Origin of the sequence: Bradyrhizobium macuxiense (genome assembly GCF_007993935.1) — a bacterium.
GTDB classification, from domain to species: domain Bacteria; phylum Pseudomonadota; class Alphaproteobacteria; order Rhizobiales; family Xanthobacteraceae; genus Bradyrhizobium; species Bradyrhizobium macuxiense_A.
Genome location: NZ_VITY01000003.1, coordinates 15,626 through 37,400, shown reverse-complemented (window position 1 = coordinate 37,400; position 21,775 = coordinate 15,626). Strand labels below are relative to the sequence as shown.

At 65.0% G+C, this 21,775-nt stretch carries 23 protein-coding genes and 1 riboswitch; of the genes, 7 read left to right on the top strand and 16 right to left on the bottom strand.

Going from position 1 to position 21,775, the window contains the following annotated elements; translation table 11 throughout:
- Positions 1–16: 16 nt before the first annotated feature.
- From FBZ93_RS08065 to FBZ93_RS08040, 6 genes are all read right to left on the bottom strand, one after another.
- Positions 17–799 carry a class I SAM-dependent methyltransferase gene (locus tag FBZ93_RS08065; RefSeq protein WP_146985420.1) on the bottom strand — a complete coding sequence of 261 codons (783 nt, stop codon included), beginning with the start codon at positions 797–799 and terminating at the stop codon, positions 17–19.
- A 150-nt stretch (positions 800–949) separates the two neighbouring features.
- Positions 950–1,321: a hypothetical protein gene (locus FBZ93_RS08060; RefSeq protein ID WP_146985419.1), complete on the bottom strand. Its 372-nt coding sequence runs from the start codon at positions 1,319–1,321 to the stop codon at positions 950–952.
- Between the two features lie 245 nt (positions 1,322–1,566).
- Entirely contained in the window at positions 1,567–1,860 is a 294-nt protein-coding gene (locus FBZ93_RS08055; protein ID WP_050420464.1) for a hypothetical protein, read from the bottom strand.
- Between the two features lie 198 nt (positions 1,861–2,058).
- On the bottom strand, positions 2,059–2,487 hold the full coding sequence (locus tag FBZ93_RS08050) for a zinc-ribbon domain containing protein (protein WP_208763978.1): 429 nt from the start codon (positions 2,485–2,487) through the stop codon (positions 2,059–2,061).
- A 148-nt stretch (positions 2,488–2,635) separates the two neighbouring features.
- On the bottom strand, positions 2,636–3,088 hold the full coding sequence (locus FBZ93_RS08045) for a MaoC/PaaZ C-terminal domain-containing protein (protein WP_146985417.1): 453 nt from the start codon (positions 3,086–3,088) through the stop codon (positions 2,636–2,638).
- 130 nt (positions 3,089–3,218) lie between these two features.
- Entirely contained in the window at positions 3,219–4,082 is an 864-nt protein-coding gene (locus FBZ93_RS08040; RefSeq protein ID WP_146985416.1) for a bifunctional 5,10-methylenetetrahydrofolate dehydrogenase/5,10-methenyltetrahydrofolate cyclohydrolase, read from the bottom strand.
- 15 nt (positions 4,083–4,097) lie between these two features.
- Positions 4,098–4,177, bottom strand: a riboswitch (ZMP/ZTP riboswitch).
- A gap of 217 nt (positions 4,178–4,394) precedes the next feature.
- Here FBZ93_RS08040 and FBZ93_RS08035 point away from each other — a divergent pair.
- Positions 4,395–4,811 carry a hypothetical protein gene (locus FBZ93_RS08035; protein WP_146985415.1) on the top strand — a complete coding sequence of 139 codons (417 nt, stop codon included), beginning with the start codon at positions 4,395–4,397 and terminating at the stop codon, positions 4,809–4,811.
- Positions 4,812–4,931: 120 nt separating this feature from the next.
- On the opposite strand, the gene FBZ93_RS08030 is transcribed toward FBZ93_RS08035, so the two are convergent.
- The gene (locus FBZ93_RS08030) at positions 4,932–5,459 is read right to left on the bottom strand and encodes a hypothetical protein (protein ID WP_208763977.1); all 528 of its coding nucleotides are present in this window, start codon (positions 5,457–5,459) and stop codon (positions 4,932–4,934) included.
- A 217-nt stretch (positions 5,460–5,676) separates the two neighbouring features.
- Entirely contained in the window at positions 5,677–6,441 is a 765-nt protein-coding gene (locus FBZ93_RS08025) for a hypothetical protein (RefSeq protein WP_146985414.1), read from the bottom strand.
- A gap of 125 nt (positions 6,442–6,566) precedes the next feature.
- On the opposite strand from FBZ93_RS08025, the gene FBZ93_RS08020 reads away from it, so the two are divergent.
- On the top strand, positions 6,567–6,950 hold the full coding sequence (locus tag FBZ93_RS08020; RefSeq protein ID WP_146985413.1) for a VOC family protein: 384 nt from the start codon (positions 6,567–6,569) through the stop codon (positions 6,948–6,950).
- Between the two features lie 12 nt (positions 6,951–6,962).
- Here the strand turns inward: FBZ93_RS08020 and FBZ93_RS08015 are convergent, their stop codons facing one another.
- Entirely contained in the window at positions 6,963–7,403 is a 441-nt protein-coding gene (locus FBZ93_RS08015; protein ID WP_246667405.1) for a hypothetical protein, read from the bottom strand.
- A 238-nt stretch (positions 7,404–7,641) separates the two neighbouring features.
- On the opposite strand from FBZ93_RS08015, the gene FBZ93_RS08010 reads away from it, so the two are divergent.
- Positions 7,642–7,992, top strand: a complete 351-nt coding sequence (locus FBZ93_RS08010; RefSeq protein ID WP_026192881.1) for a GrlR family regulatory protein — start codon at positions 7,642–7,644, stop codon at positions 7,990–7,992.
- Positions 7,993–8,160: 168 nt separating this feature from the next.
- Here the strand turns inward: FBZ93_RS08010 and FBZ93_RS08005 are convergent, their stop codons facing one another.
- The 3 genes from FBZ93_RS08005 to FBZ93_RS07995 form a co-directional block, all read right to left on the bottom strand.
- Positions 8,161–8,994: an IS5 family transposase gene (locus FBZ93_RS08005; protein WP_146985412.1), complete on the bottom strand. Its 834-nt coding sequence runs from the start codon at positions 8,992–8,994 to the stop codon at positions 8,161–8,163.
- Between the two features lie 133 nt (positions 8,995–9,127).
- Positions 9,128–10,171, bottom strand: coding sequence for an SMP-30/gluconolactonase/LRE family protein (locus FBZ93_RS08000; RefSeq protein WP_433995399.1), 1,044 nt, complete (start codon positions 10,169–10,171; stop codon positions 9,128–9,130).
- A 285-nt stretch (positions 10,172–10,456) separates the two neighbouring features.
- Entirely contained in the window at positions 10,457–10,660 is a 204-nt protein-coding gene (locus tag FBZ93_RS07995) for a hypothetical protein (RefSeq protein WP_050420457.1), read from the bottom strand.
- A gap of 371 nt (positions 10,661–11,031) precedes the next feature.
- Here FBZ93_RS07995 and glsA point away from each other — a divergent pair, with 371 nt between their 5' ends.
- The 4 genes from glsA (at position 11,032) to FBZ93_RS07975 (ending at position 15,772) form a co-directional block, all read left to right on the top strand.
- Positions 11,032–12,027 carry a glutaminase A gene (gene glsA / locus FBZ93_RS07990; RefSeq protein ID WP_146985965.1) on the top strand — a complete coding sequence of 332 codons (996 nt, stop codon included), beginning with the start codon at positions 11,032–11,034 and terminating at the stop codon, positions 12,025–12,027.
- Between the two features lie 69 nt (positions 12,028–12,096).
- A complete protein-coding gene (locus tag FBZ93_RS07985) occupies positions 12,097–13,746 on the top strand; it encodes an MFS transporter (protein WP_246667404.1) in 1,650 nt (549 codons plus the stop codon).
- A gap of 70 nt (positions 13,747–13,816) precedes the next feature.
- A complete protein-coding gene (locus FBZ93_RS07980; protein ID WP_146985409.1) occupies positions 13,817–14,380 on the top strand; it encodes an HdeD family acid-resistance protein in 564 nt (187 codons plus the stop codon).
- A gap of 24 nt (positions 14,381–14,404) precedes the next feature.
- A complete protein-coding gene (locus tag FBZ93_RS07975) occupies positions 14,405–15,772 on the top strand; it encodes a metal-dependent hydrolase family protein (protein WP_146985408.1) in 1,368 nt (455 codons plus the stop codon).
- A gap of 40 nt (positions 15,773–15,812) precedes the next feature.
- Here the strand turns inward: FBZ93_RS07975 and FBZ93_RS07970 are convergent, their stop codons facing one another.
- The 4 genes from FBZ93_RS07970 to FBZ93_RS07955 form a co-directional block, all read right to left on the bottom strand.
- Positions 15,813–18,494 carry a PAS domain-containing sensor histidine kinase gene (locus tag FBZ93_RS07970; RefSeq protein ID WP_146985407.1) on the bottom strand — a complete coding sequence of 894 codons (2,682 nt, stop codon included), beginning with the start codon at positions 18,492–18,494 and terminating at the stop codon, positions 15,813–15,815.
- Between the two features lie 245 nt (positions 18,495–18,739).
- The gene (locus FBZ93_RS07965; protein WP_146985406.1) at positions 18,740–19,648 is read right to left on the bottom strand and encodes a DMT family transporter; all 909 of its coding nucleotides are present in this window, start codon (positions 19,646–19,648) and stop codon (positions 18,740–18,742) included.
- A gap of 244 nt (positions 19,649–19,892) precedes the next feature.
- Complete coding sequence (locus FBZ93_RS07960; protein WP_146985405.1) at positions 19,893–20,690, bottom strand: NUDIX hydrolase; 798 nt, start codon at positions 20,688–20,690, stop codon at positions 19,893–19,895.
- Positions 20,691–20,693: 3 nt separating this feature from the next.
- Positions 20,694–21,650, bottom strand: coding sequence for a dihydrodipicolinate synthase family protein (locus tag FBZ93_RS07955; RefSeq protein ID WP_146985404.1), 957 nt, complete (start codon positions 21,648–21,650; stop codon positions 20,694–20,696).
- Between the last annotated feature and the right edge of the window lie 125 nt (positions 21,651–21,775).

Genomic DNA, 21,775 nt, shown 5'->3' with positions numbered 1-21,775 from the left:
GCGCCGGCAGCTGTCCCTACGCCTGCGCGGACCGCCGCTTCATGGCGCCGATGCCGAGGAACGCGCCGTTGACGGACGGATACTGGCTGGTGAATTCGAACGCATCGAAGCTCGGCGCTTCGAATTCCCTGAGCGCCTTCCACAGCCATGTCGTATCCGGACAGGCCTGGGAGTGGATGTCGTGATGCACGATGATGCTGGCGTGGGCGCGCACCAGCAGGTGATCTTGCATCGCACCGCGCAGGCTGTGATCGCCGTCGATGAAGACGAAGTCGGGCTTCAGCCGGTCGACATGCGCGGCGACCAGCGGCGAGGTTGAAAACGCCTGCATGTAGATCGGCTCGATGCGCGCCTGCTCCTGCAGCAGATCGAAATAGGTCGCGATGAACGGCGTCGGCGCGATCGGATCGAGTGCAATCACCCTCTTGAGGTCGGCGCCGCTGGTCCTGAGCCACTCCGCGACCAGGATGAACATGCCGCCCCAGCGGCAGCCGATTTCCATGTACGAGGTGATGCCGGCCGCGTTGCGCGCAAGCCAGGCCAGATAGGGCGCGAGCTGGTTCGGATACTGCCAAAGGTGCAAGCCCTTGCCAAAGCTCGGCGCGAGCTCCGGCGGCTGCTCATGCAGCAGTTCGTCATTGAGTCCCAGCGCCGGGATGAACTCCTGTTCGAGGAAGTCCACATCGACCCGCTGGGCCGGGGTCAACGCGGCAATGGTGTCGATCGCTTCACGGACGAACGGCGCAAGATCGGCAAAACGCTGGTATCGGTCGTCTGGAGCCTGCTGGGCGTTGAGCATCGGTGCGATCGGGCCGGACGGTTGGACACGCCGGAGACCTGCCGGCTGTCAGCGTCCCCGATGCTTCAACGACGCAAGCGGCCGTCTCGGGCGCTAAATCTTGCCTTCCGTGGCAGATGCTGTGTCCGTCCGCCGGATTGCTGCCTGCCTTCAGCCGCTCGGGATCTTCCGGCGCACCGCCTCCACGCCGGCATCGGTGACGCGATATCGCCGCCCCAGCTCCGGGACGATCCAGCCCTTATCGATCATTCCGGCAATGGTGCTCGGGCCGACGCCCGCGGGAAACGAGCGGCGGGTTCGGATCGCGTCGATCGCTACTCTTTCGAGATGGGTGGCGACATGCGAGGGGCGCGCGCGAAGCGCCTTCGCCATGATGAGCACCGACAGGACCTCGGCGCGCCGCCGCACCGCCGAAGCGCTGCGGGTCAATTCGTTGCTGATCTCGAGAGCGTTCTTGCCGGCCCTGGCGAGTTCTCTGAGCTTCTCGTCCTCGTCAGAGCTCCAGCGCCGCACGATCCCCATCTGCTCCTCACCGCCTGGATACCCATCTCTAACGATGCATACGCAGGCGGCGCTGATTTGCCATGTGACTTTCGGCACCTCTTGACGTGACGTTGGAGACTGTCGCCGGCAGGAAGGCCGATTGCGGTGCCGTCCGATGCGGCACTCAGAGCATGGTCCGATTGAATCGGATCATGCTCTCAATCCCCTGGTCTGGTCGCATTCTCCTTGCGCGAGCCGGTACCGGCTTCGCTCGGAAACGCACTTCAGTGCTTGCTGGGTTCAAGCATGATGAGCACGCCGGTCGGCTCGGGCTCGTGCGGCCGCAGCGAGGTCAGCTCCGGATCGCTCCATTCGGCAAGGCTCACCACCTCGCCGGTCTGTCCCGGCATGTCGGAGCTCTGCGCGGGTTCGAGGACCTTGAGTCCGCTGGTATCGACGAAGAACGTGTGCTCGCCAAACACGCTGTTCAGTTGCGCCACCGCCGGATGATCGTCCGGAAGCACCTGGGCGTTCATTTGCGACATGGTCTGCTTGACTTGCGTGGAATTAAGCTTCATCCGCTGCTCCTTCTCGTTGGTTCCGGCCGTGACTGCTTCCCTGGCTGGTTCCTCCCCGCCCGCACCCCTCGCCGGGGGCTTCAAAGTCTCGAACCGATCAGGCAACGAAACGTTCCGCGCGCGCGACGCATTGACCGCCCGCGCGCGGGTTCCACATCCACATCTCTGTGAAGGAGCAGCGCGGCGTCACGCGCCCGCTCATGACGCGGCGGAGGGCTTCTTCTTCCGGGCGAGCCCTTCCAGATGCACGCGGCGCGCGGCGGATTTACGCACGCGCTCCCTGGTGCGGCAGGCGCGACAACGCACGGCCTTGGTGAACACGTCGCCCTTCGCGGTCTCGTACCACCATTTCTGCTGAAGCGGCGTCCAGACCTCGGCAACGCCGCAATCCTTGCAGACGAAAGGCTCGGGCCGATAGGTTCCGCGTTCGACGAAATCAGGAATCGAATAGCTGTTCGAGGGTGCGAGCTGGCACGTCACCACCGGAACTTCGTCGCGCGCCAGCGCGATCTTGTAGTCACGAAGGCGCCGGCGTTCGGCGGCGCGTTGTGCCAGCGTGTGGTGCCATGCCGCGGCCTTGCGCTGCTTGGCCTCGATCTCTCCACGCGTCTGCTTGCTCCGCTTCACGTCTGAACCATCCGCCCTGCACCACATCGGCGAACTTGCTGCCCGGCCGGGTCAAGGACGACGTCATTGATACGCTGCAGTTCGGCCGCAGGCTCGCCATACTAGCCCCGGCATTGCGCGACCACCAGATCGACGATCGGTGCGGCGCCTATGTCCGCGCCTGCTCAACGGGGCGCATGTGGATCAGCGCATCGAGCACGAGGACGAGCACGGGGCGCTGCTCGTCGTTGACGAGCTCGGTCTTGAAGATCACGACGGCGTCGCGCCGCTCCGGCCTGATGGTGATCTTCTGGATCTGGGATTGGCCGGTGAGCGTCGTTCCCGGGCGGACCGGGCTCGGCAAACGGATCTCGAAGCTTCGCCCGACGATGCCCGCCACCTTGCTCCAGATCGCCTCCACGACGAGCCGCTGATAGATCGCAATGGTGTTGAAGCCGCTTGCGATCAGCCCGCCGAACGGGCCCGCCGCAGCGGCGACGGGATCGGTATGGATCGGCACCGGATCATACTTCCCGGCGAACTCCAGGATCTCGGCCTCGCCGATCGTGTAAGTCCCGAGCCGGAATGTCTGGCCCTCGGAGAGATCTTCCGCATACAGCATCGCGCGCCTCCGTCTGTCGCATGACGATAGCCGAACGCTGCGGGCTTTCCATTACCTCTGAGGTCATGAACTTCGCGCACGGCACGCGAGCGGCACCCGGCCGCTCGCGTCTTGCCGCGGGCGTACTGCGCTATTGCAGCCGGGCCGACCTCGCCTTGGCGGCCTTCACGGTGTTCTCCATCAGGCAGGCGATCGTCATCGGTCCGACGCCGCGCGGCACCGGAGTGATCGCGCCGGCAACCTGCACCGCCTCGTCGAAGGAGACATCGCCGCATACCGCGTAGCCGCCGTCCGGCTTCTCGACGCGCGTGGTGCCGACATCGATCACGATCGCCTGCGGCTTGATCCAGTCGCCGCGCACGAGCCCAGCCTTGCCCACCGCGCTGACCAGGATATCGGCCTGACGGCAGATGTTGCTGATGCCGCGGGTGTGGATGTGGGTCTGCGTCACGGTCGCCTGCTCCTGCAGCAGCAGCGCGGCCATCGGCTTGCCGACGATGTTGGAGCTGCCGATCACCACGGCATGCGCGCCGGTGAGATCTGGCCGGATCGACTTGATCAGCCTGAGACAGCCGAGCGGCGTGCACGGCACCAAAGCATCGTCGCCGTGAAACAGCCGGCCGGCGTTGAGGGCGTGGAGGCCGTCGACATCCTTGGCGGGATCGACCGCCGCCATCACGCGCAGGGCGTCGATATGCGCCGGCAGCGGCAGCTGGATCAGGATGCCGTCGATATCGTCGCGCGCGTTGAGCGCCGCGATCCTGGCAAGCAGGTCGGCCTCGCTGGCGTCATCCGGCAGGCGCTCGACCTCGCCGCGCAGGCCTAGCCGCTCGGCCATCCTGACCTTGCTCTGCACATAGATCTGGCTGGCCGGATCGTCGCCAACCAGCACGACCGTAAGCCCGGGCGCGCGGGGCAGCCGGTCCAGTTCACTTGCAACCTTGTCGATGACAATTTGGGCATGTGCATGCCCATCAAGAATGTTCGCCGTCATGGCACCTCCGTTTCGAAGCGGTGCCCAGGCGCGCGGCGTTCAGTCTCTGCGCTCCCCGATGGTGGTCCATCCAAGCGCCAGTCGCGCAGATGGCGTCGTGATAGCCGCCCGGCCCCGCAAAGGCAAATCACGCTCGGTTGCGGTCGGACCGGCGACGAATTGCCCCTGTTTTTGCCAGTGGATCGGTGCCGGGTGGGTTATCTCTGGGGGTAGGATTCGGGCAGAACTTGCGATAAGCCTCGGCGCTTGCCGGGCTTTTCCGATCCCCGGCGCCATCCTTCCGGTCATCACGCCATTTCGGACATTTTCAACATGAGACATATCATCCTCGCGTTGGCGCTTCTCTGCCCGGCTGCCGCGCTTGCCCAAGGCACCTCTCCAGCCACCACGCCACCGCCCGCGGCCGACAAGCCCGCGGCGGCCTCGCAGCCGATGGTCGGCGACAAGCCGCTGGTCCAGGTCGGCAAGAAGTCGGCGGCCAAGAAGGGCGAGAAGGCTGCTGCGCCCGGCAAGCCGCAATCGGTCGCGCAGAAGCTCCAGGCCTGTCAGGACATCGACGACGCCACCAAGGAACGGCTGATGTGCTACGACGAGATCTTCAAGCCGCAGCCCAAGCCGAAGGCCGCCCCTGCCAAGGGCGTCAACGAATGCCGGTTCGTGAAGGAAGAGGACGAGCGGCTGACCTGCTACAACGGCTTCGCCGACAAGATTCCGCGCCTGCCGCGCTAACCGGCCTGAACGGCCCGGACGGCTAGTTGCGTCCGGTTGCCGCCTGATCTCGCGGACATGAAAATGCCGCCGCAAGCATTTGCGGCGGCGCATCGATTGCCGGCTGCCGAGCGACCCTGCCTACCAGGTGCCGAAACCGCCGAAAAAGCCCATACGCGGCTGCTGCTGCTGCGCGACGCGGTAAGGCTGGTACATGCCGGGCTGCGCCAGCCGCATCGGCTGCTGGGGATGGGCATGGTAACGCGCAACCTTGTGCTTCTTCGGTGCCTGCGGCTGGGCCTGGGCCGGCTGGTCGGCCGGTTTCGCCTCGGCCACGGCCTTCTGCGCGTCAGCCTTCTCGGGAATGAACTGGGCAAACGTGTTGCGGACGCGGGTCTGCGCCGATGCGTCGCCCGTTGCCGGCGGGACGGCCGCGGCAACCGCGTTCACCTGCGCCGGAACGATGATCGGCTGGCTGGTATCGTATACCACCCGCTCCGGCAATTTCTGCGTCGACCTGATGCGGACCATCGTCTTGTCGGCGGCCGGCGATGAGATGGTCTGGCTTTGGCCGGGAACCACGGCCTCCTGCGGCACGATGGCATTGACGACGAAGAGCAGCGCGAGCAGCACTCCACCAACGTACAGAAAATAACGCGCCACAGGCATTTTGGTAGCTCCCCCCGCGCCACGGGCGCGGTTCATCTCGGCGCGACGACATCAGTCATCGCGCAGCGAATTCATCGTCTGCGCATGATCACCCGGACAGTCGCCATCCCGCGCTTCCGGGTCGTCCTCTAACGGTCGGCTTATTAGTTAGTTCCTGCCTGGCCGTTACGGTTCACCCGGCCAGTCAATTCCCGCTCACTTTTTCGAGATGCAGGGCTTAGGCGCGGCTGGCGGTCACGACAGAGCATTTGGCCTTGTTTGCGTTCATATTTACGAAGCCGATCAACATCTGCGAGTAGGTCTTGCGGCTCTTCATGGCGATGGTGTCAGGGATCAGCCGCTTGCGCTCGGTCATCGGGCTGCCGTCGCGGCGGATGAAGGCGCAAGCGATCTCGATATCCTTGACCGGGAAATCATTGGCGTTGCGCAGCGTCAGGGTGACCAGCATCTTGGATCCGAGGCCGCCGCGACGCCAGGATTGCGAGGCGATCCGCACCCGGTCCAGCGGCGATCGTTCGGCGCCCGGCTGGGACGACCTGGCCTCCTCGGCCGGCTGCGGGGCGATGGCCACGCCGACCGTGGCCGGCTCGTCCGCAGGTGCGGCCAGCGCCTCCCTTGCCGCCTGGGCAGACTGCACCCCGGTCGGCACATCCTGCGCGGTACGGATGACGGTCGAAGACACCGGCCAGATATCCCGGTCTCCGGCGTCGCTCGGCTCGGGGAGCAAGAACCAGGCGGCGATCCCGGCGATTGCGATCAACGACAGCAGCAAGCTGGCGTAGAAGCCGCCGTCACCGAGACGTCCGGCGGCAACATTTCGAAACGACGCCAAGCCGATCCGCATCGTCGTGCCCTCACCCTCGACGCCCGACCAGACCCCCGCCAGCACAGAGGCCGCAGCGATCGCAACATGCGGCATCCGGGACGGCCGCAGGCCGAGCGGCCACGCGAGAACAATCGCCGTCGGCCGGAATGGTTTCATTCCGGGACGACAATCTTGCGACGTGCAGCACGGGATGGCATCACAGCCGGCCGATCGCTAGATTTGCACCGCCCGAGAGCGAGTGCCGCGCGCCGACGCGGCGCGAGAACAACAAGGAGAGCGCAATGCTTGTCGTCACCTGGGACCACGTCCATCTGCGCAGTCCCGATCCCGAGGCCACCGCGACCTGGCTGCGCGACATCCTCGGCGGCGAGATCATCCGTGGCCCAGGCCGTATCGACGTCCGGCTCGGCGGCGCCAAGGTTTTCATCGCGGAGGTGACGCAAGGCGACGGCGTCAACGCCCCGCCGGTGACGCCCTATCAGGGGCTCGATCATTTCGGGCTGACGGTGAAGGACATCGACGCGGTCGCGGCCGAGATCAAGGCCAAGGGCGTCGAGTTCACCAAGGAGCCGACCACGATCCGCCCGGGCGTGCGGATCTGCTTCATCCGCGGCCCGCAGGGTATCTCGATCGAACTGCTCGAGCGCGACAAGAAGTACGTGTGAGCGACTGCCGCGCTAGGTCATGCTGCCGGGCATGAAGCAGCGGATCGTGACGCCCATGTAGCTCTTGATCGGCCAGACCATCGCGCGGCCGGCCCGGTTGGGCTCGGTGACCACGGCCTCGTCGGGCACGTCGATCCAGGTCCCCTCGAGGCGCACACGATAGTGTCCGTCTTTCGATTCCCAATCGACATCGCTGACTGCACTGCCGTCGGCATCCGAGCAGCACGGCCCCTTACCGCTGCGCAGACCGTCGAACCATTCCTTTAGCGGCGAATTGGCGTAGCGGCCGTCGGGATCGCGGGCGTGCGCTAGCTGCGCGGCTGCGACCGATACAAGCGCGACCAGACCAAGCGGCAGAAACACTTTGGTTCGGCCGCGGCGACGGCCAACCAAAGTTCCGGGATCGTCATTCCGGCCCGCAAAGCGGCCGCCAGCTTCCAACCTGTCTGTCATGTATGTTGCTCCAGCACTCACCGGCCAGTGCAACCAGAGCTATGCATTTCGCGGGCCAGTTCGATTCGCGCGCACGGTCCGCTGTCATCGCGCCGTCACACCGCCTGGCAGGAACCGAGGGTTCACGGCCACTCCGGACACCCCGGAATCAACCTGCCGCATTGCACGAGGTTGCTCGCTTTGGCATAAAAAACCAATCCGGATTGCTGCGGGCGTGGCAGCCGGTCAATGGGACGTTATGAAGAACGGGCTGTACTCAATCCACGTCACCCTGCTGGACGGACGCGTCGGCAAGGGCAGCGGAGTGATTCTCTTCCGCGACGGACAAATTCTCGGCGGCGATGCCTATCTCTATTACACCGGCAGCTACACGGTGAAGGGCGACGCGTTCAAGGGCGAGGTCCTTGTGCAACGCCACACCACCCCGCGCGATACCGACAACCCGCTGTTTGGCGGGCCCGCGCCGGTCGGCATCGGCGTCTCCGGCACCTTCACCGACACCCGCGGCACCATGAGTGGAACCGCGCTGGTCGGCAAGGCGAGCCTGATCTTCGGCGCCACGCTGCACAAGCTCGCGGATATCAATTAGCTGCTCGGGAATCGCTGCTGGACCCGTCACCCCCGCGCAAAGGCTTCGCCTTTGTCGCTGGAGGAGCGCGCCCTTGCGCGCGTCTCGAAGGGTCGACGGCCACTAGCCGGGCCGTACATCCTTCGAGACGCCGCTTCGCGGCTCCTCAGAGTCTGACTCAAAAAGAGCTCAAGATTTTGAGGGCATGGCGAGGCGTCGGGTCAAGAGCCTGATATGGGCGACGAGAAGCCAGGCGACTTCAGTTGAGGCCGAAGCTTCGAAGTCCTTGGCGAGGCGTCGGCACCTGCCGAACCAGGCGAAGGTGCGCTCGACGACCCAGCGCCGTGGCAGAAGCTGGAAGCCTTTGACCCCCGGCGGGCGCTGGACGATCTCGATGGTCCACGGCCCGCAATGGGAGAGTGCATCAACGAGCTGTTTTCCGCGATAAACGCGATCAGCAAAGACATGTCGCAACTTGGGAAGGCGATCTCGCAGGCGTTCGAGCAAGGGGACTGCACCATGGACATCCTGAACGTTGGCGGGATGGACGTGAACGGCCAGCAGGAGCCCGTTGGTATCGGTAACGATGTGCCGCTTGCGCCCATGCACCCGTTTGCCCGGATCGAAGCCGCGTGGGCCGCCGGCTTGTGTTGTCGGGGCACTCTGGCTGTCGATGACGGCCGCCGTCGGTGTCGGCTTGCGACCGAGCTTGCGCCGCGCCTGTCGGACAAGAGACCTGACGATCCTGTGCCATCGGCGAGTGTCGCGCCAAGCATAAAAATAGCCCTGCACGGTCGAATATGGCGGGAACTCGCGCGGCAAAGCCCGCCATTGGCAGCCGGTGGACAGAATGAACAAGACTGCCTCGACCACCTTGCGCAGATCAACTTTGCGCGGCCGGCCCAATCGACGCCGAGGCGGCAGCTTCCGAGCGATCAGCCGCCACTCCGCATCGGTCATGTCGCTTGCGTAGCGTAGTCCATTCCGCAGATACTGAGCACGAGTGATTTTGGTCCATGGCATGGTGCACTCCCTCGAATCTTCGCAAATCCGAAGGAATCACAGCCCACCGAAATCACTCACTCCTTTTTCGGTCAGGCTCTCAGGATGACGGTGACAGAGGCCCGCGCTCGTAGCTGCTCTTCCTAGCCAGACCTCACGTCGCGCCGTGCGCGTCGACGTAGAGCGCGTAGATCGAATGGCAGGACGCCATGTAGAGGCGGTTGTTCTTGGGTCCGCCGAAGGTCAGGTTCTCGCAGCGCTCCGGCAGGCGGATGAAGCCGAGCGGCTTGCCCTGCGGGTTGAACACCATCACGCCGTCGAGATCCTCAGGCCGGCCCTTGAGCTGATAGACCTCGCGGCCGTTGACATCTGTCGGCTCCGATTGCAGCGCGCCGTTGCTGCCCCAGCCGCACCACAGATTGCCGTCGCGATCGACGCGGAAGCCGTCGAGCGATCCCTGGTCGGCGGCGTCGATCAGCTTGGACTTGTTGGAGACGCTGCCGTCCGCATTGACGTCGTAGCTCCAGATGCTGCGGTTCGGCGTGCCCTTCCATTCGACCACGTAAAGCTTCTTCTCGTCCGGCGAGAACGCCAGCCCGTTCGGATTGACCAGATCGGTGATGACGGCCGTCAGCTTGCCGTCGGTGCCGATGCGGAACACGTTGGTGTTGTCCTGCTCGCGCTTGGCCTTGAAGCCCTCCCATTCGCCGGCGATGCCGAACACCGGATCGGTGAACCAGATCGTGTCGTCGGACTTCACGACGATGTCGTTCGGCGCATTGAACCGTTTGCCCTCAAAACTGTCGGCAAGCACCGTGATCTTGCCGTTCTTCTCGGTGCGCGTGATCCGCCGCGTCACCGAATGCTCGCAGGTCACGAGCCGGCCCTGGCGATCGCGGGTGTTGCCGTTGGCGAAATTGGCGGGGCTGCGGAAGACGTTGAGGCTGCCGTCCTTCTCGCTGTATTTCATGATGCGGTTGTTGGGGATGTCGCTGAACAAGAGATAACCGCCTTCGGGGAAATAGGCCGGCCCTTCCGCCCAGCGCATGCCGGTCGCGACTTGCTCCAGCGTAGAGCTGTAGAGCCGGTACTTCGCAAAGCTCGGGTCGAGGATCTCGATGGCCGGATCCGGATAGCGCTGATTGGGCTTGAACGGGAACGACTGCGCCATGGCGCGGCTGGCCAATGCGCTCGCCATGCCCGCGCCGATACCGGCCACCAGATTGCGCCGTGAAATCATGTCTTCCTCCCCTGCTCGTACCGCCCGCTGATCGCTGGGTCGGTTGAGCGAGCCGTAGGAGTGTTGTCGCGGACGGTCCAATGCCGTTCGCGTATCGATCGATACTGATCGAATATCGATCGTCCGGCCCGTGATCCCGAGGGCGCAACACGACCGTCTCGAAGAATCGACGGCCGCCATCGGGCGCCATTGATCCTCAAGGCTCGCTCCGCAAGCGCCGCAGCAGACGCCGATGCAGCCCGGCTATCCGGGCTGCTGATTTCGTCTCATGATCTTGAGCACGAGCAAGACGGCACCCAGCACCAGAAGCAGGATGCCGATAACGGTCGTGTCGGTGGACTCGAACGTCACACCCACGGCTGTCAGCAGGCATCCGGCTATGATCGCGAACAGGCCGCCAAGCTTCTTGAACAGGAACAGATGTCCGTCACTTGTTTGCGCCACCATGGTAGATCTCATTTCTACGGTTGATGCCCCGCGCCTCCCACACTCGCTTCGGCACGCACGCACGCGCCGCAATCGTACTCCCTCAAACGAAAACGTTGCAATCGGTCGTTGATTGCGCGCCGCAGCGACGTCCGCCGTTAGATTCAAACTGAAGCGACTGCGGGTTGCGTCGGCGACTGGAAGGCGATCGCGTCAGCCTCGCTGACTGAACATCCCCCAGGTGGATTGTTCGCAAATGTTGATGGCTGGGTTGCAGCACCAGGCGCCGGTTGTAGGTTGACTCAAATAAAACTTTGGCGCTGACTGCCCCCACGCATCGTGTTCTAGAATGGAACCGGCCACCGTTGGGTCCGTTCGGACGGAGTGATGCGATGGCGTCGCTTTCGGTCGATCAGCGAGCGCAGGCCTACATCTCGACCGGTCATCTACCCGGTCCGGAGATGGTGCAGGCGCTTGTGGAAGACGCGCACCGGCGATTCAAGTCGAACACCGATGGAACGACGTCGCAGGTTTACCCGGCGCTCGCACGGGTTCCGGCGGAGCTGTTTGGTGTTTGTGTCGTCGGAACTGGTGGCCGTGTCTATGGCGCTGGAGACGTCGACCACGAATTCTCCATCATGAGCGTCTCGAAGCCGTTCCTGTTTGCGCTGATCTGCGAGACGATCGGCCCGGAGGCGGCACGCGAAAAGCTTGGCGCCAACGCCACCGGTCTTCCCTTCAACTCGCTCGGTGCGATCGAGCAGGGAAACGGGCGCACCAATCCGATGGTCAACGCCGGCGCCATTGCTGCGACCAGCCTCGCGCCGGGACGGTCCGTCGAGGACCGCTGGCAATTCATCCACGACGGGTTATCACGTTTCGCCGGCCGGCCTCTCTCGCTCAACGAGGAGGTCTACGCATCCGCCTCCGAGACCAATTTCCGCAATCGAAGCATCGCGCGTTTGCTGGAGAGCTACGAGCGGATCTACAGCGACGCCAGGCAGGCGACTGATCTTTACACGCGGCAATGTTCGCTGAATGTCAGCGCCAGGGATCTGGCCGTGATGGGCGCGACCTTGGCCGACGGCGGCGTGAACCCGGTGACCAGGCAACGCGTGGTCGACGCAGCCGTATGCCACTACGCCCTGGCAGTGATGGTCACCGCCGGATTGTACGAGACGTCGGGCGATTGGCTCTACGATATCGGCCTACCGGGAAAGAGCGGCATAGGCGGCGGCATCGTCGCGGTATCCCCTGGCAAAGGGGGCTTCGGCACGTTCGCCCCGCCGCTGGATGCCGCCGGCAACAGCGTGAGAGGCCAGCTCGCCGCAAAATTCCTGTCACAGCGGCTCGGGATGGATCTGCTCGTGTCGCAGCCGGACGGCTGAGCGGTCGTCACACGATCGGCATTCCCACGGTCGGGCCGATCGCAGAAGCCGAGAAGATCGGAGGACGCCATGGCGCAGACAATGTCGATCGGCGGCATCCACCAGGAAGAGCGCGCATCATGGGTCCCGATGATCGCGATTGCGCTCGGCCAGATGATCATGTCGTACAATGTCGCATCGCTCCCGGTTGCCATGGGCGGCATGGTGATAAGCTTCGGCGTGCCCCCCACCACGGTGGCGACCGGTATCGTGGCCTATTCCATGCTTGTGGCCGGCTTCGTCATGCTTGGCGCGAAACTCGCGCAAAGATTTGGCGCGCTGCAGGTGTTCCGCCTTGCGGTCGTCCTGTTCTTCGCATCGCAACTCCTGATGACATTCAGCCCCACGGCCACCACCATGATCTCGGCGCAGGCGCTTTGCGGTGCCGCCGGAGCGGTGATCGTGCCTTCGCTCGTCGCCCTGATCGCCGAGAATTATGCCGGGCGCCAGCAGGCCACGGCCCTCGGCGCGCTGGGCTCGGCGCGCGCGGCTGCCGGCGTGCTCGCATTCGTGATCGGCGGAGTGTTCGGAACCTATATCGGCTGGCGGCCGGCGTTCGGAATCCTGATCGCGGTGTCGGCGATCGTCTTCCTGCTGAGCTTTCGCTTGAAGCCCGACCGCGGCCGCCCCGACATCGAGATCGATCTGGTTGGCGTCGCCCTCGCCGCCAGCGCAATCATTCTGATCAGCTTCGGATTCAACAATCTCAACGGCTGGGGGCTGGCGCTCGCCCGTCCCAACGCGCCGTTCGATCTGTTGGGCGTTTCGCCGGCGCCGATCATGATCGTGATCGGCATCGTGCTCGGACAGGCATTTCTGAGCTGGACACACCGGCAGCAGGCCGCGGGAAAAACCCCGCTGCTGGCACTGGAGGTGATCGACTCGCCCGAGGAGCGCTGCGCGGTCTATGCGCTGTTCGCGGTGGTCGCGCTGGAGGCTGCACTGAACTTCACGGTGCCGCTCTACATCCAGATCGTGCAGGGACGCTCGCCGATCGCCACCGCGATCGCGATGATGCCGTTCAACCTCACGGTCTTCTTCTCGGCGATGCTTATCGTCAATCTCTACGGCAGATTGACACCGCGCCAGATCGGACGTTTCGGCTTTGCGCTCTGCACCATCGCGCTGCTGTGGCTCGCCTTCGTCGTGCGCAACGACTGGAGCGAGATTCCCGTTCTACTTGGTCTCGTCCTGTTCGGCATCGGCCAGGGCTCCCTGGTGACGCTGCTCTTTAACGTCCTGGTGACGGCCTCGCCCAAGGCTCTGGCGGGAGACGTCGGATCCTTGCGCGGGACCACGCAAAACCTCGCGGCGGCGGTAGGTACGGCGGTCGCCGGCGCACTTCTCGTTGGTCTGCTAAGCACGATCGCCCTCGGCAGGATCACGGCCAGCCCGGTGCTGACGAAGGAGCTGCAAAGCCAGGTTGACCTCAACAACATCACCTTCGTCAGCAACGACCGGCTGCGCAGCGTGCTCGAAGCCACGAGCGGCACGCCACAGCAGGTCGAGGAAGCGGTCCGGGTCAACACCGAAGCACGGCTGCGGGCGCTGAAGATCGGGCTGTTGATCATGGCGGGCCTCGCCCTCCTCGCGGTCATTCCGGCAGGGCAGCTGCCGAACTACCGGCCGGGAGAGATTCCGGATGACAACGCGGCGGACAACCGCGAACGAACCAGCTGATCCGCGCCGACGGATCGCCGCACCGCCGATCCGCGACGCGTTTCCTGGTCCGGGAATTGAGGAGGATAACATGGCGACCACCGACAACAGCTCCGCGTTAGGTCTCACTGGCATCGCACAGCCGCCGCTATGGATGTGCGTCCTGCTCGGGATCGCCATGATCGTCGCTGGCGTCTTCGTCCTCGGCGATGTCGTGCTCTTCACCGTGGTCAGCGCGATCTTCATCGGCTGGACGGCGATTTTCGCAGGCGGCTTCGAGATCGTGCACGCCTTCTGGACCAAGGGGTGGGGAGGTTTCCTATGGCAGCTGCTGCTCGGAGCCCTCTACATTGCATCCGGAATCGTGCTGTTGAGCCAGCCGGTGACCGGCGCGCTGATCCTGACCTACGTCCTCGGCCTGATACTGCTGGTCTCCGGGCTCGTCCGCGTGACGATCGGCATCGGCCATTGGCGGCAGTCCGGCTGGGTCCTGGCGGCCTCCGGGGTGTTCGGCGTCATCGCGGGCCTCATCATTTTGAGCGGATTTCCGGCAACCGGGCTCTGGGTGCTTGGACTATTACTGGGCATCGATCTGATGTCCCACGGCATCGGCTGGTTGACCTATGCCTTGCGGCCCGCCGACCGGCCGGCGTAGCAGCATTTTGGGGGGAGACCGAACATGTCAGGTGTGAGAACACAGAGCGGGATCGTCCGGATTTCCGTGCTGCTTGCGGCGATCGGCATGAGCCTCGGCGTTTTGCCGGCGGCGCAGGCGCAGGATTCCGCGGTCCTGTTCCAGAACGTCCGCATCTTCGACGGCAACAACAGCACGCTGTCCGCGCCATCGAATGTGCTGGTCCGCAACAACAAGATCGAGACGATCTCGACCTCAGCGATCATGGCCGATGCGCAGGTGATCAATGGCGGCGAGCGCGTCCTGATGCCCGGACTGATCGACGCGCATTGGCATGCGATGCTGGTGCGCCCGACGCCGGCGGCTGCGATCGCGGGTGACGTCGGCTACAACAATCTGCTCGCTGCGGCGGAAGCGACCGACACATTGATGCGGGGCTTCACCACCGTTCGCGACATGGGCGGGCCCACCTTCGGGCTCAAGCGGGCCATCGACGACGGACTCGTGGCCGGGCCCCGCATCTACCCGTCAGGCGCGATAATCACCATCACGGGCGGCCATGGCGATTTCCGGCAGCTGTCCGATCTGCCACGAACGATCGGCGGCATGCTCAGCCGCATGGAGAAAATCGGCGGCAGCATGATCGCGGACAGCCCAGACGAGGTTCGCGTGCGCGCGCGCGAGCAGCTCATGCAGGGCGCCTCGCAGGTCAAGCTCACCGCGGGCGGTGGCGTCGCATCGCCGTTTAGTCCGCTCGACGTATCGACATTCACGGAACCGGAGCTGCGTGCCGCCGTCGACGCCGCCGCGAATTGGGGCACCTACGTTGCCGTGCACGCCTATACGCCGGTTGCGATCCAGCGGTCGGTCGCGGCGGGCGTCAAGTGTATCGAGCACGGTCATCTCATGGACGACGCGACGGCCCGCCTGATGGCCGAGAAGGGAATTTGGCTGAGCACGCAGCCCTTCCTCGATCTGGCGGGCGCCAGCGCATTGGGGCCGGCGGAACAGGACAAGATGCGGCAAGTGGTTGCCGGGACCGAACGGGTCTATGCGCTGGCGAGGAAATACCGGATCAAGACGGCATTCGGCACCGATGTCCTGTTCTCGAAGGCGCTGGCCGACCGGCAAGGCACCATGCTGGCCGACCTCACCCGCTGGTACACGGCGGCCGAGGCGCTGACGATGGCGACATCGACCAACGCTGAACTGCTCAGTCTGTCCGGGCCGCGAAATCCATATCCCGGCAAGCTTGGCGTGGTCCAGGAAGGCGCGCTGGCCGACCTGCTGCTGGTCGACGGCAATCCGATCGACAACATCAGGCTGGTCGAAGATCCCGCAAAGAACTTCCTGGTCATCATGAAGAACGGCAAGATCTACAAGAACCTGCTTGCCGGCGAGATGAAGAAATAGCGGCAGTCCTCGAGGTGACGGAGCCGGCGCCGGCGCCCGCCTACTCCGCGGCCTGCTCCAGCGGGGCGACCCGCGGCAGGATCATCTGGATACGCGTGCCGTTGCCCGGCGCGGAATCGAGCGAGAGCCGGCCGCCGAGGCGCGTGGTGACGATGCTGTAGACGATGTGCAGCCCGAGCCCGGTGCCGCCCTGGTCGCGCCGCGTCGTGAAGAACGGATCGAAGGCGCGGCGGCGAACGTCGAGGCTCATGCCGCATCCATTGTCGGCGAAGATCACCTCGACATAGTCGTTGTCTTTGGCATGGACCTGGATCTCGACCTCGCCGGCCTTGCCGTCCGGGAAGGCATGCGCGACCGCGTTGAGGAACAGATTGGTCAGCACCTGGCCATACGGTCCGGGATAGGAATTCATCATCAGATTCGGCTCGCAATCGACGTTGAGCGTCAGATTGTGCTTGCGCAGGCCGGGCCGCAAACTCATCACCACCTGCTCGGTGAGATCGCCGAGATCGAAGGTGCGCTGGTCGGAATAGTTGCGGTCGGCGGCGACCTGCTTGAACGACTGGATCAGCTCCGCGGCGCGATTCAGATTGGCGACGAGCTGCGAGGAGGCATCCCGCGCCGTGTTCAGGAAATCGTTGAGGCTGGAGCGGCGCAGGTCGCCGCGCTCGACCTGAGCCTCGAAGTTCGCGGTCTTGCGCTCCAGCGCGGAGGCGACCGTGAGGCTGATGCCGACGGGATTGTTGACCTCATGGGCGACGCCGGCCACCAGACGGCCGAGCGCGGCGAGCTTCTCGGCCTCGATCAGCGAGTTCTGGGTTTCCCGCAGGTTGCGCAGCGCGGCCTCGGCGGAATCCCTCGCCTTGCGCATCTCCTGCTCGGACCGCTTGCGCTCGCCGATGTCGAGCGCCACCGTGACGATGTTCTCGATGTCGCCCTGCGCATCGAGGATCGGCAGCTTGTTGACCAGCCATTGCCGCATGTTGCCCGCCGCGTCCTTGTACTCTTCCTCATAGAAGCCGAGCTCGCGCCGCACCGACAGCACGCGCTTGTCGTTCTCGTCGGTCTTGGCGGCGCCATAGCGCTGCATCAGCTCGGCGGTGGTCCGGCCGATCGCGTCCTGCGGCTCGACGCCGAAGATGCCCGCCATGTAGCGGTTCATCAGCACATAGCGCAGATTGCGCTCCTTGACGTTGATGACGGCGGGCACCGTGTCGATCACCATCTGCAACATGCGGCGGCCTTCGGCAATCGCGTCCTCGGCGCGCTTCTGGTCGGTGATGTCGCGCACCGTTCCCTCGTAGCGGATCACCTCGCCCTGATCGTTGCGCACCACGGTCGCGGAATCCGAGAGCCACAGCACGGTGCCGTCGCGCGAGCGCACCTGATACTCGTAGTCACGCACCGTGCCGTCGCGCGCCATCAATTGCTGGTACTGCTCCCGCGCCGCGGGATCGACATAGACGGTGGAGGCGATGTCGCCGATGCCGTTGATGAGGTCCTGCGGCGTGGCATAGCCCATCATCCGCGCCAGCGCCGGATTGGCGTTGAGCAGCGTGCCGCCCGGCGTCGTGACGTAGATGCCGTCGACCGATGCCTCGAACAGCTTGTGGTAGCTCTCCTCGGCGAGCCGCTGCTCGGCGAGCGCGCGCAGTGCGGCCTCGCGCGCGCTGTCGGCGTCGACCAGGGTCTGGCGGAACACCTCGGCGGCGCGCGCGATGTCGCCGATCTCGTTATCGAGGTCGGCGCCGGGGATGAACGCGCTCTTCTCGCCGCCCGCGACCTTGCGAATCGACCCGGCGATCCTGGCGAGCGGGCGGACGGTGCGGCGCACCACCAGCACCGACGCGAACAGGCCGATCAGCACGCCCGCGGTGCCGAGCACGATGCTCTGCCATTTCGCTTCAGCCAATGTCCGCGCAAAATCGCGCGACAGCACATGGCCGCGGCGCGAGCTGAGCTCGCGCAACAGTTCGGTGACCTTCTGAATCAGGCGGCCCTCGGCGCCGAGCACCTCCCGATCGATGTCGGCGATCTGGCCCTCGCGCAGCGAGATCGCGCTGATCGCCTCGGCATAATTGTCGACCGCGCTGCGCAGGTTGGGATCGGCGATCGTCATCGCCCGCATGCTTTGCGCGGCCTGCTCGGCGGCCGACGTGTTGTGCGCCAAGAGCGCGGTGGCGATGCGGCTCTGGGTCTGCGACAGCGTGTTTGCAAGCGCCGTGTCGTTGCTCTCGGCAACCGCCTTGTCGAACGCGTCGCGCAGCGGCGGCAGTCCGGCGACGATCTCGGCGCGGCCGCTAAGCAGCGCCGAGATGCGCTCGATCCCGCTGCGATAGGTCGCCAGCCGCTGGGTGACACCGTCGATCATGTCCTGCTGCTCGGGCGCCAGCTCGATCCGGGTCTTCTTCAGGATCTCGCTCAGCGACTGGGCCGCCTGCGCGACCTGGGCCGACTGGTTGCCGGGCTCGGTAACGAAGTCCCGCGCCGCCAAACGCAGCTCGTTGGTGCGGCGGTCTATATCCTCGGCGATGTCGCCGACACTTTGCAGCCGCTGCAGCTCGGCAAAGGTCGTATCGATGTGCCGGATCGCGATCACGCTGGCCGTGGATGTGATGATGATCACAGCGAGGACCAGCAGGAAGCTGCCGAACGTGAGCTGGCCAATCGAGAGGGAGAACGCACGCGGCGCTTGCGAATTCGGCGGCAATTCAGCGGTCATGTCATCAAGGCCGGGGTCCAATGCACCCCAATATACGGGAAATTACGGGCCTTGGGGAAACATGCTGCAGGCTCGGGTTCGCCGGCGGTGTGACCTCTGTCACCCGGCCGGGCGCAGGTGGCCGATTCCGGCACAGGGCAGCCAAGCCGGGTCCGACAGGATGCCGGCCTCCTGATGTTGTTCGGCGGGTCAAACGTCAGGCCGCGGCGCCCCCATCACGAGGCATCGTCGTCGCGGCGATGGCCTCAGGCCGTGGCGATCTTTCGCGCCGGAATCGTCATCGCGGCGACGCCGATCACGACGCAGCCGAGCCCGATCCACGCCGTCGGGCTCAGCCGTTCGCCGAGGAATGCGACGCTGAGCGCGACCCCGATCGGCACCCGCAAGTAAGCCTGTGCGGTGGTGCCGACCGAACCGAGGGTCTGGATCAGGCGGAAGTAGATCACGAAGGCGATCGCGGTCGAGAACACCGCAAGCGCCAGCAATGCGAGCAGCGAACTGGTGGACGGCGTCAAGGTCCAGGGCCGTTCGACGGCGAGGCTAAGCGGGATCAGGATCGCAGCGCCCGCGAGCAGCGAGCCCGCGGCCGGCGCCATCGGGTCGAGCCCCTTGAAGCCGCGGCTGAAGATCGCGGCGCAGGCGTAGCAGATCGTGGCGGCGACGATCGCGACCTCAGCCAGGATGCCCTGCCCGAGATCGCGGAAGGCATCGACGCCAACGATCAGGCAGATGCCGGCCATCCCTGATATCACCCCGACCAGCTTGCGCGGACTCGCGGCCTCGTGGCGGGTGATCGCGGCGGTGAACAGGAAGGTGAAGATCGGCGAAGCCGAATTGAGGATGGTGGCGAGCCCGGCGTCGACGAAGCGCTCGCCCCATGCGATCAGGGTCCACGGGATCACGCTGTTGAGGCAGGCCTGGAAGATGAAGCGGCGCCAGGTCGCGCCGTCGGTCGGCATCGTCACCCCGCGCATCCGCATGATGACGAGCAGCAGCAGGCCTGCGATCGCGGTGCGCGCCGCGATCAGCGTGATCGGCGGGATGGTCGCAACCCCGAGCTTGATGAAGGTGTAGGAGCCGCCCCACAGGGTGGCGAGCGCGAGCAGCAAAGCGAGCTCGAGGCCCATGCTGGGCTGGCGGGGCGTGGTGGTCATGGGTTGAGGATTCCGTCTCGATGGTTGAGACGGAATCTACAATGCAGCGAGGTGATAATCCTTCGGTTCAGGCCGAAGTGTGAATCCCATCGTCGTCCCGGCGAAAGCCGGGACCCATAACCACAGGGTTGAGTTGTTGAAAAAAAGCTGTGGCCCCAGCGTCGCGATACAATGAATATCGGTGGTTATGGGTCCCGGCCTGCGCCGGGACGACACCGAACGTGTTGCGCCGCCTATGGAAACTTCATCCCAGCGCGCCAACGTCGAACACCTCGCCGTCGTAGCCCGCTTCCTTGGGAATGCGGAGCTGGCGGCCGGTGGCGGTCTTGGTCATGACGGGCGTCACCGTCACGATCGACATTTTCTTGGCGTCGTGAAGCGCGGCGCCGACATTCGGCTGCTTACCGAGCCGGATCAGGTTGCGCGTGGTCGGGAACGGCAGCTTGAAGCGGCCGGTCTCGCCGCCCTCGAGCGCCTCGCGCGTCGACACCCAAATCGAATCGGTCGATTCCTTGCCATCATGGGCGCCGAGCTGTTCGGGCGGCGCGGCGGCCAGGAAGAACCAGGTGTCGAAGCGCTTCGGCATGCCCTCCGGCGTGATCCAGTGCGCATAGGGCACGAGCTCGTCGAGCGCGAGCACCATGCCGTTGTCTGTGAGCACCTTCAGGAACGTGATCTTGCCTTCGTTCAACGCCGCACGATGCGCGGTCGCGATCTCGTTCGCACGCTTGGCATCGACCAGATCCTTCGAGCCCTGCGGCCGCGCCAGCAGGATGCCGCTCTCTTCAAAAGTCTCGCGGATCGCCGCAATGCGGAAACCGAGCGCATCGCCGTCGAGCCCTTCCCCGCCCGAATAGAGCGCGGGATTGGCGGCGATCTCCTTGTCGTTCTTGTCGACGCTGCCGCCGGGAAACACCAGCGCGCCCGAGTTGAACTCGATCTGGTGATGGCGGACCATCATAAAGACTTCGATCTCGCTGCTGCTGCCGTCACGGAGCAGCAGCACGGTCGAGGCAAGGCGCGGGGCAACGATCTCGGTCATCACTTAGCCTGCTGCACTGGATTGCGGTTGCAGATTGGCGCGGCGGTCGACGCGCGCCACGCGGGAGAGCAGATAGTCGACCTCGGCCTTCGCCTGCGGGGTGATCACAGCACCGGGCTTGCGCTGGGCGCTGGACGAGATGATGCCGCGCTTCTGCAGCACGTATTTGCGCACGGTGAGACCGACGCCGGGCTGCTGCTCGTAGCGGATCAGCGGCAGATGCGCGTCGAACAGATCGTGCGCGGCATCGCGCTTGCCCGCCTTGGACATGTTGACGACGTCGATCAGCAACTCGGGGAAGGCATAGCCGGTCATCGCGCCGTCGGCGCCGCGCTCCGTCTCGAAATCGAGGAACAGGCCGCCATTGCCGACCAGGATCGAGAGCGGCCGCAGCGAGCCGTCCTTCTGGAAGTTGCGCAAGGTGGAGATCTTCTCGAGGCCCGGCCAGTCCTCATGCTTGAGCATCACGCAGGACGGCGAGTCCATCACGATCTTGCGGATCACCGCGGGCGTGAACACGACGGTCAGCGTCAGCGGATAGTCCTGCAGCACCCAGGGAATGTCGTCGCCGATCGCTTCCTGCGCCTGCTTGAAATAGCCAGTGATCTGGTCGTCGGTGCGCAGATGCGGCGGCGGCGCGATCATCACGCCGGCGGCGCCCGCATCCATCGACTTCTTCGCCAGCGAGCGCATCGTGGCAAAGCCCGGCGCCGAAACGCCGACGATCACCTGCAGCTTCTTGGCGCGCTTGACGAAGCGCAGCGCGACCTGCTCGGCCTCGGCGGCATCGAGCTTCGGCGCCTCGCCCAGAATACCCAGCACCGTGACGCCATCGCAGCCGACCTCAGTATAGAAATCGGTCAGCCGGTCGATCGATGCCTCGTCGATGCGGCCGTCGTCATGGAACGGGGTCGGCGCGATCGCAAAGGTTCCTGCGGCCTGGGCGGTGAGTTTGGTCATTTGTGCCTCATCTGTTTCCGCCCTCTATACAGCGTCATTCCCCGGTGCGCCATTGCGCATCGGGAAGCCCCTACCCCCGCGCGCGTGTCATCGAATCCGGTCCGATGCCGCGCATCGGACCGGAA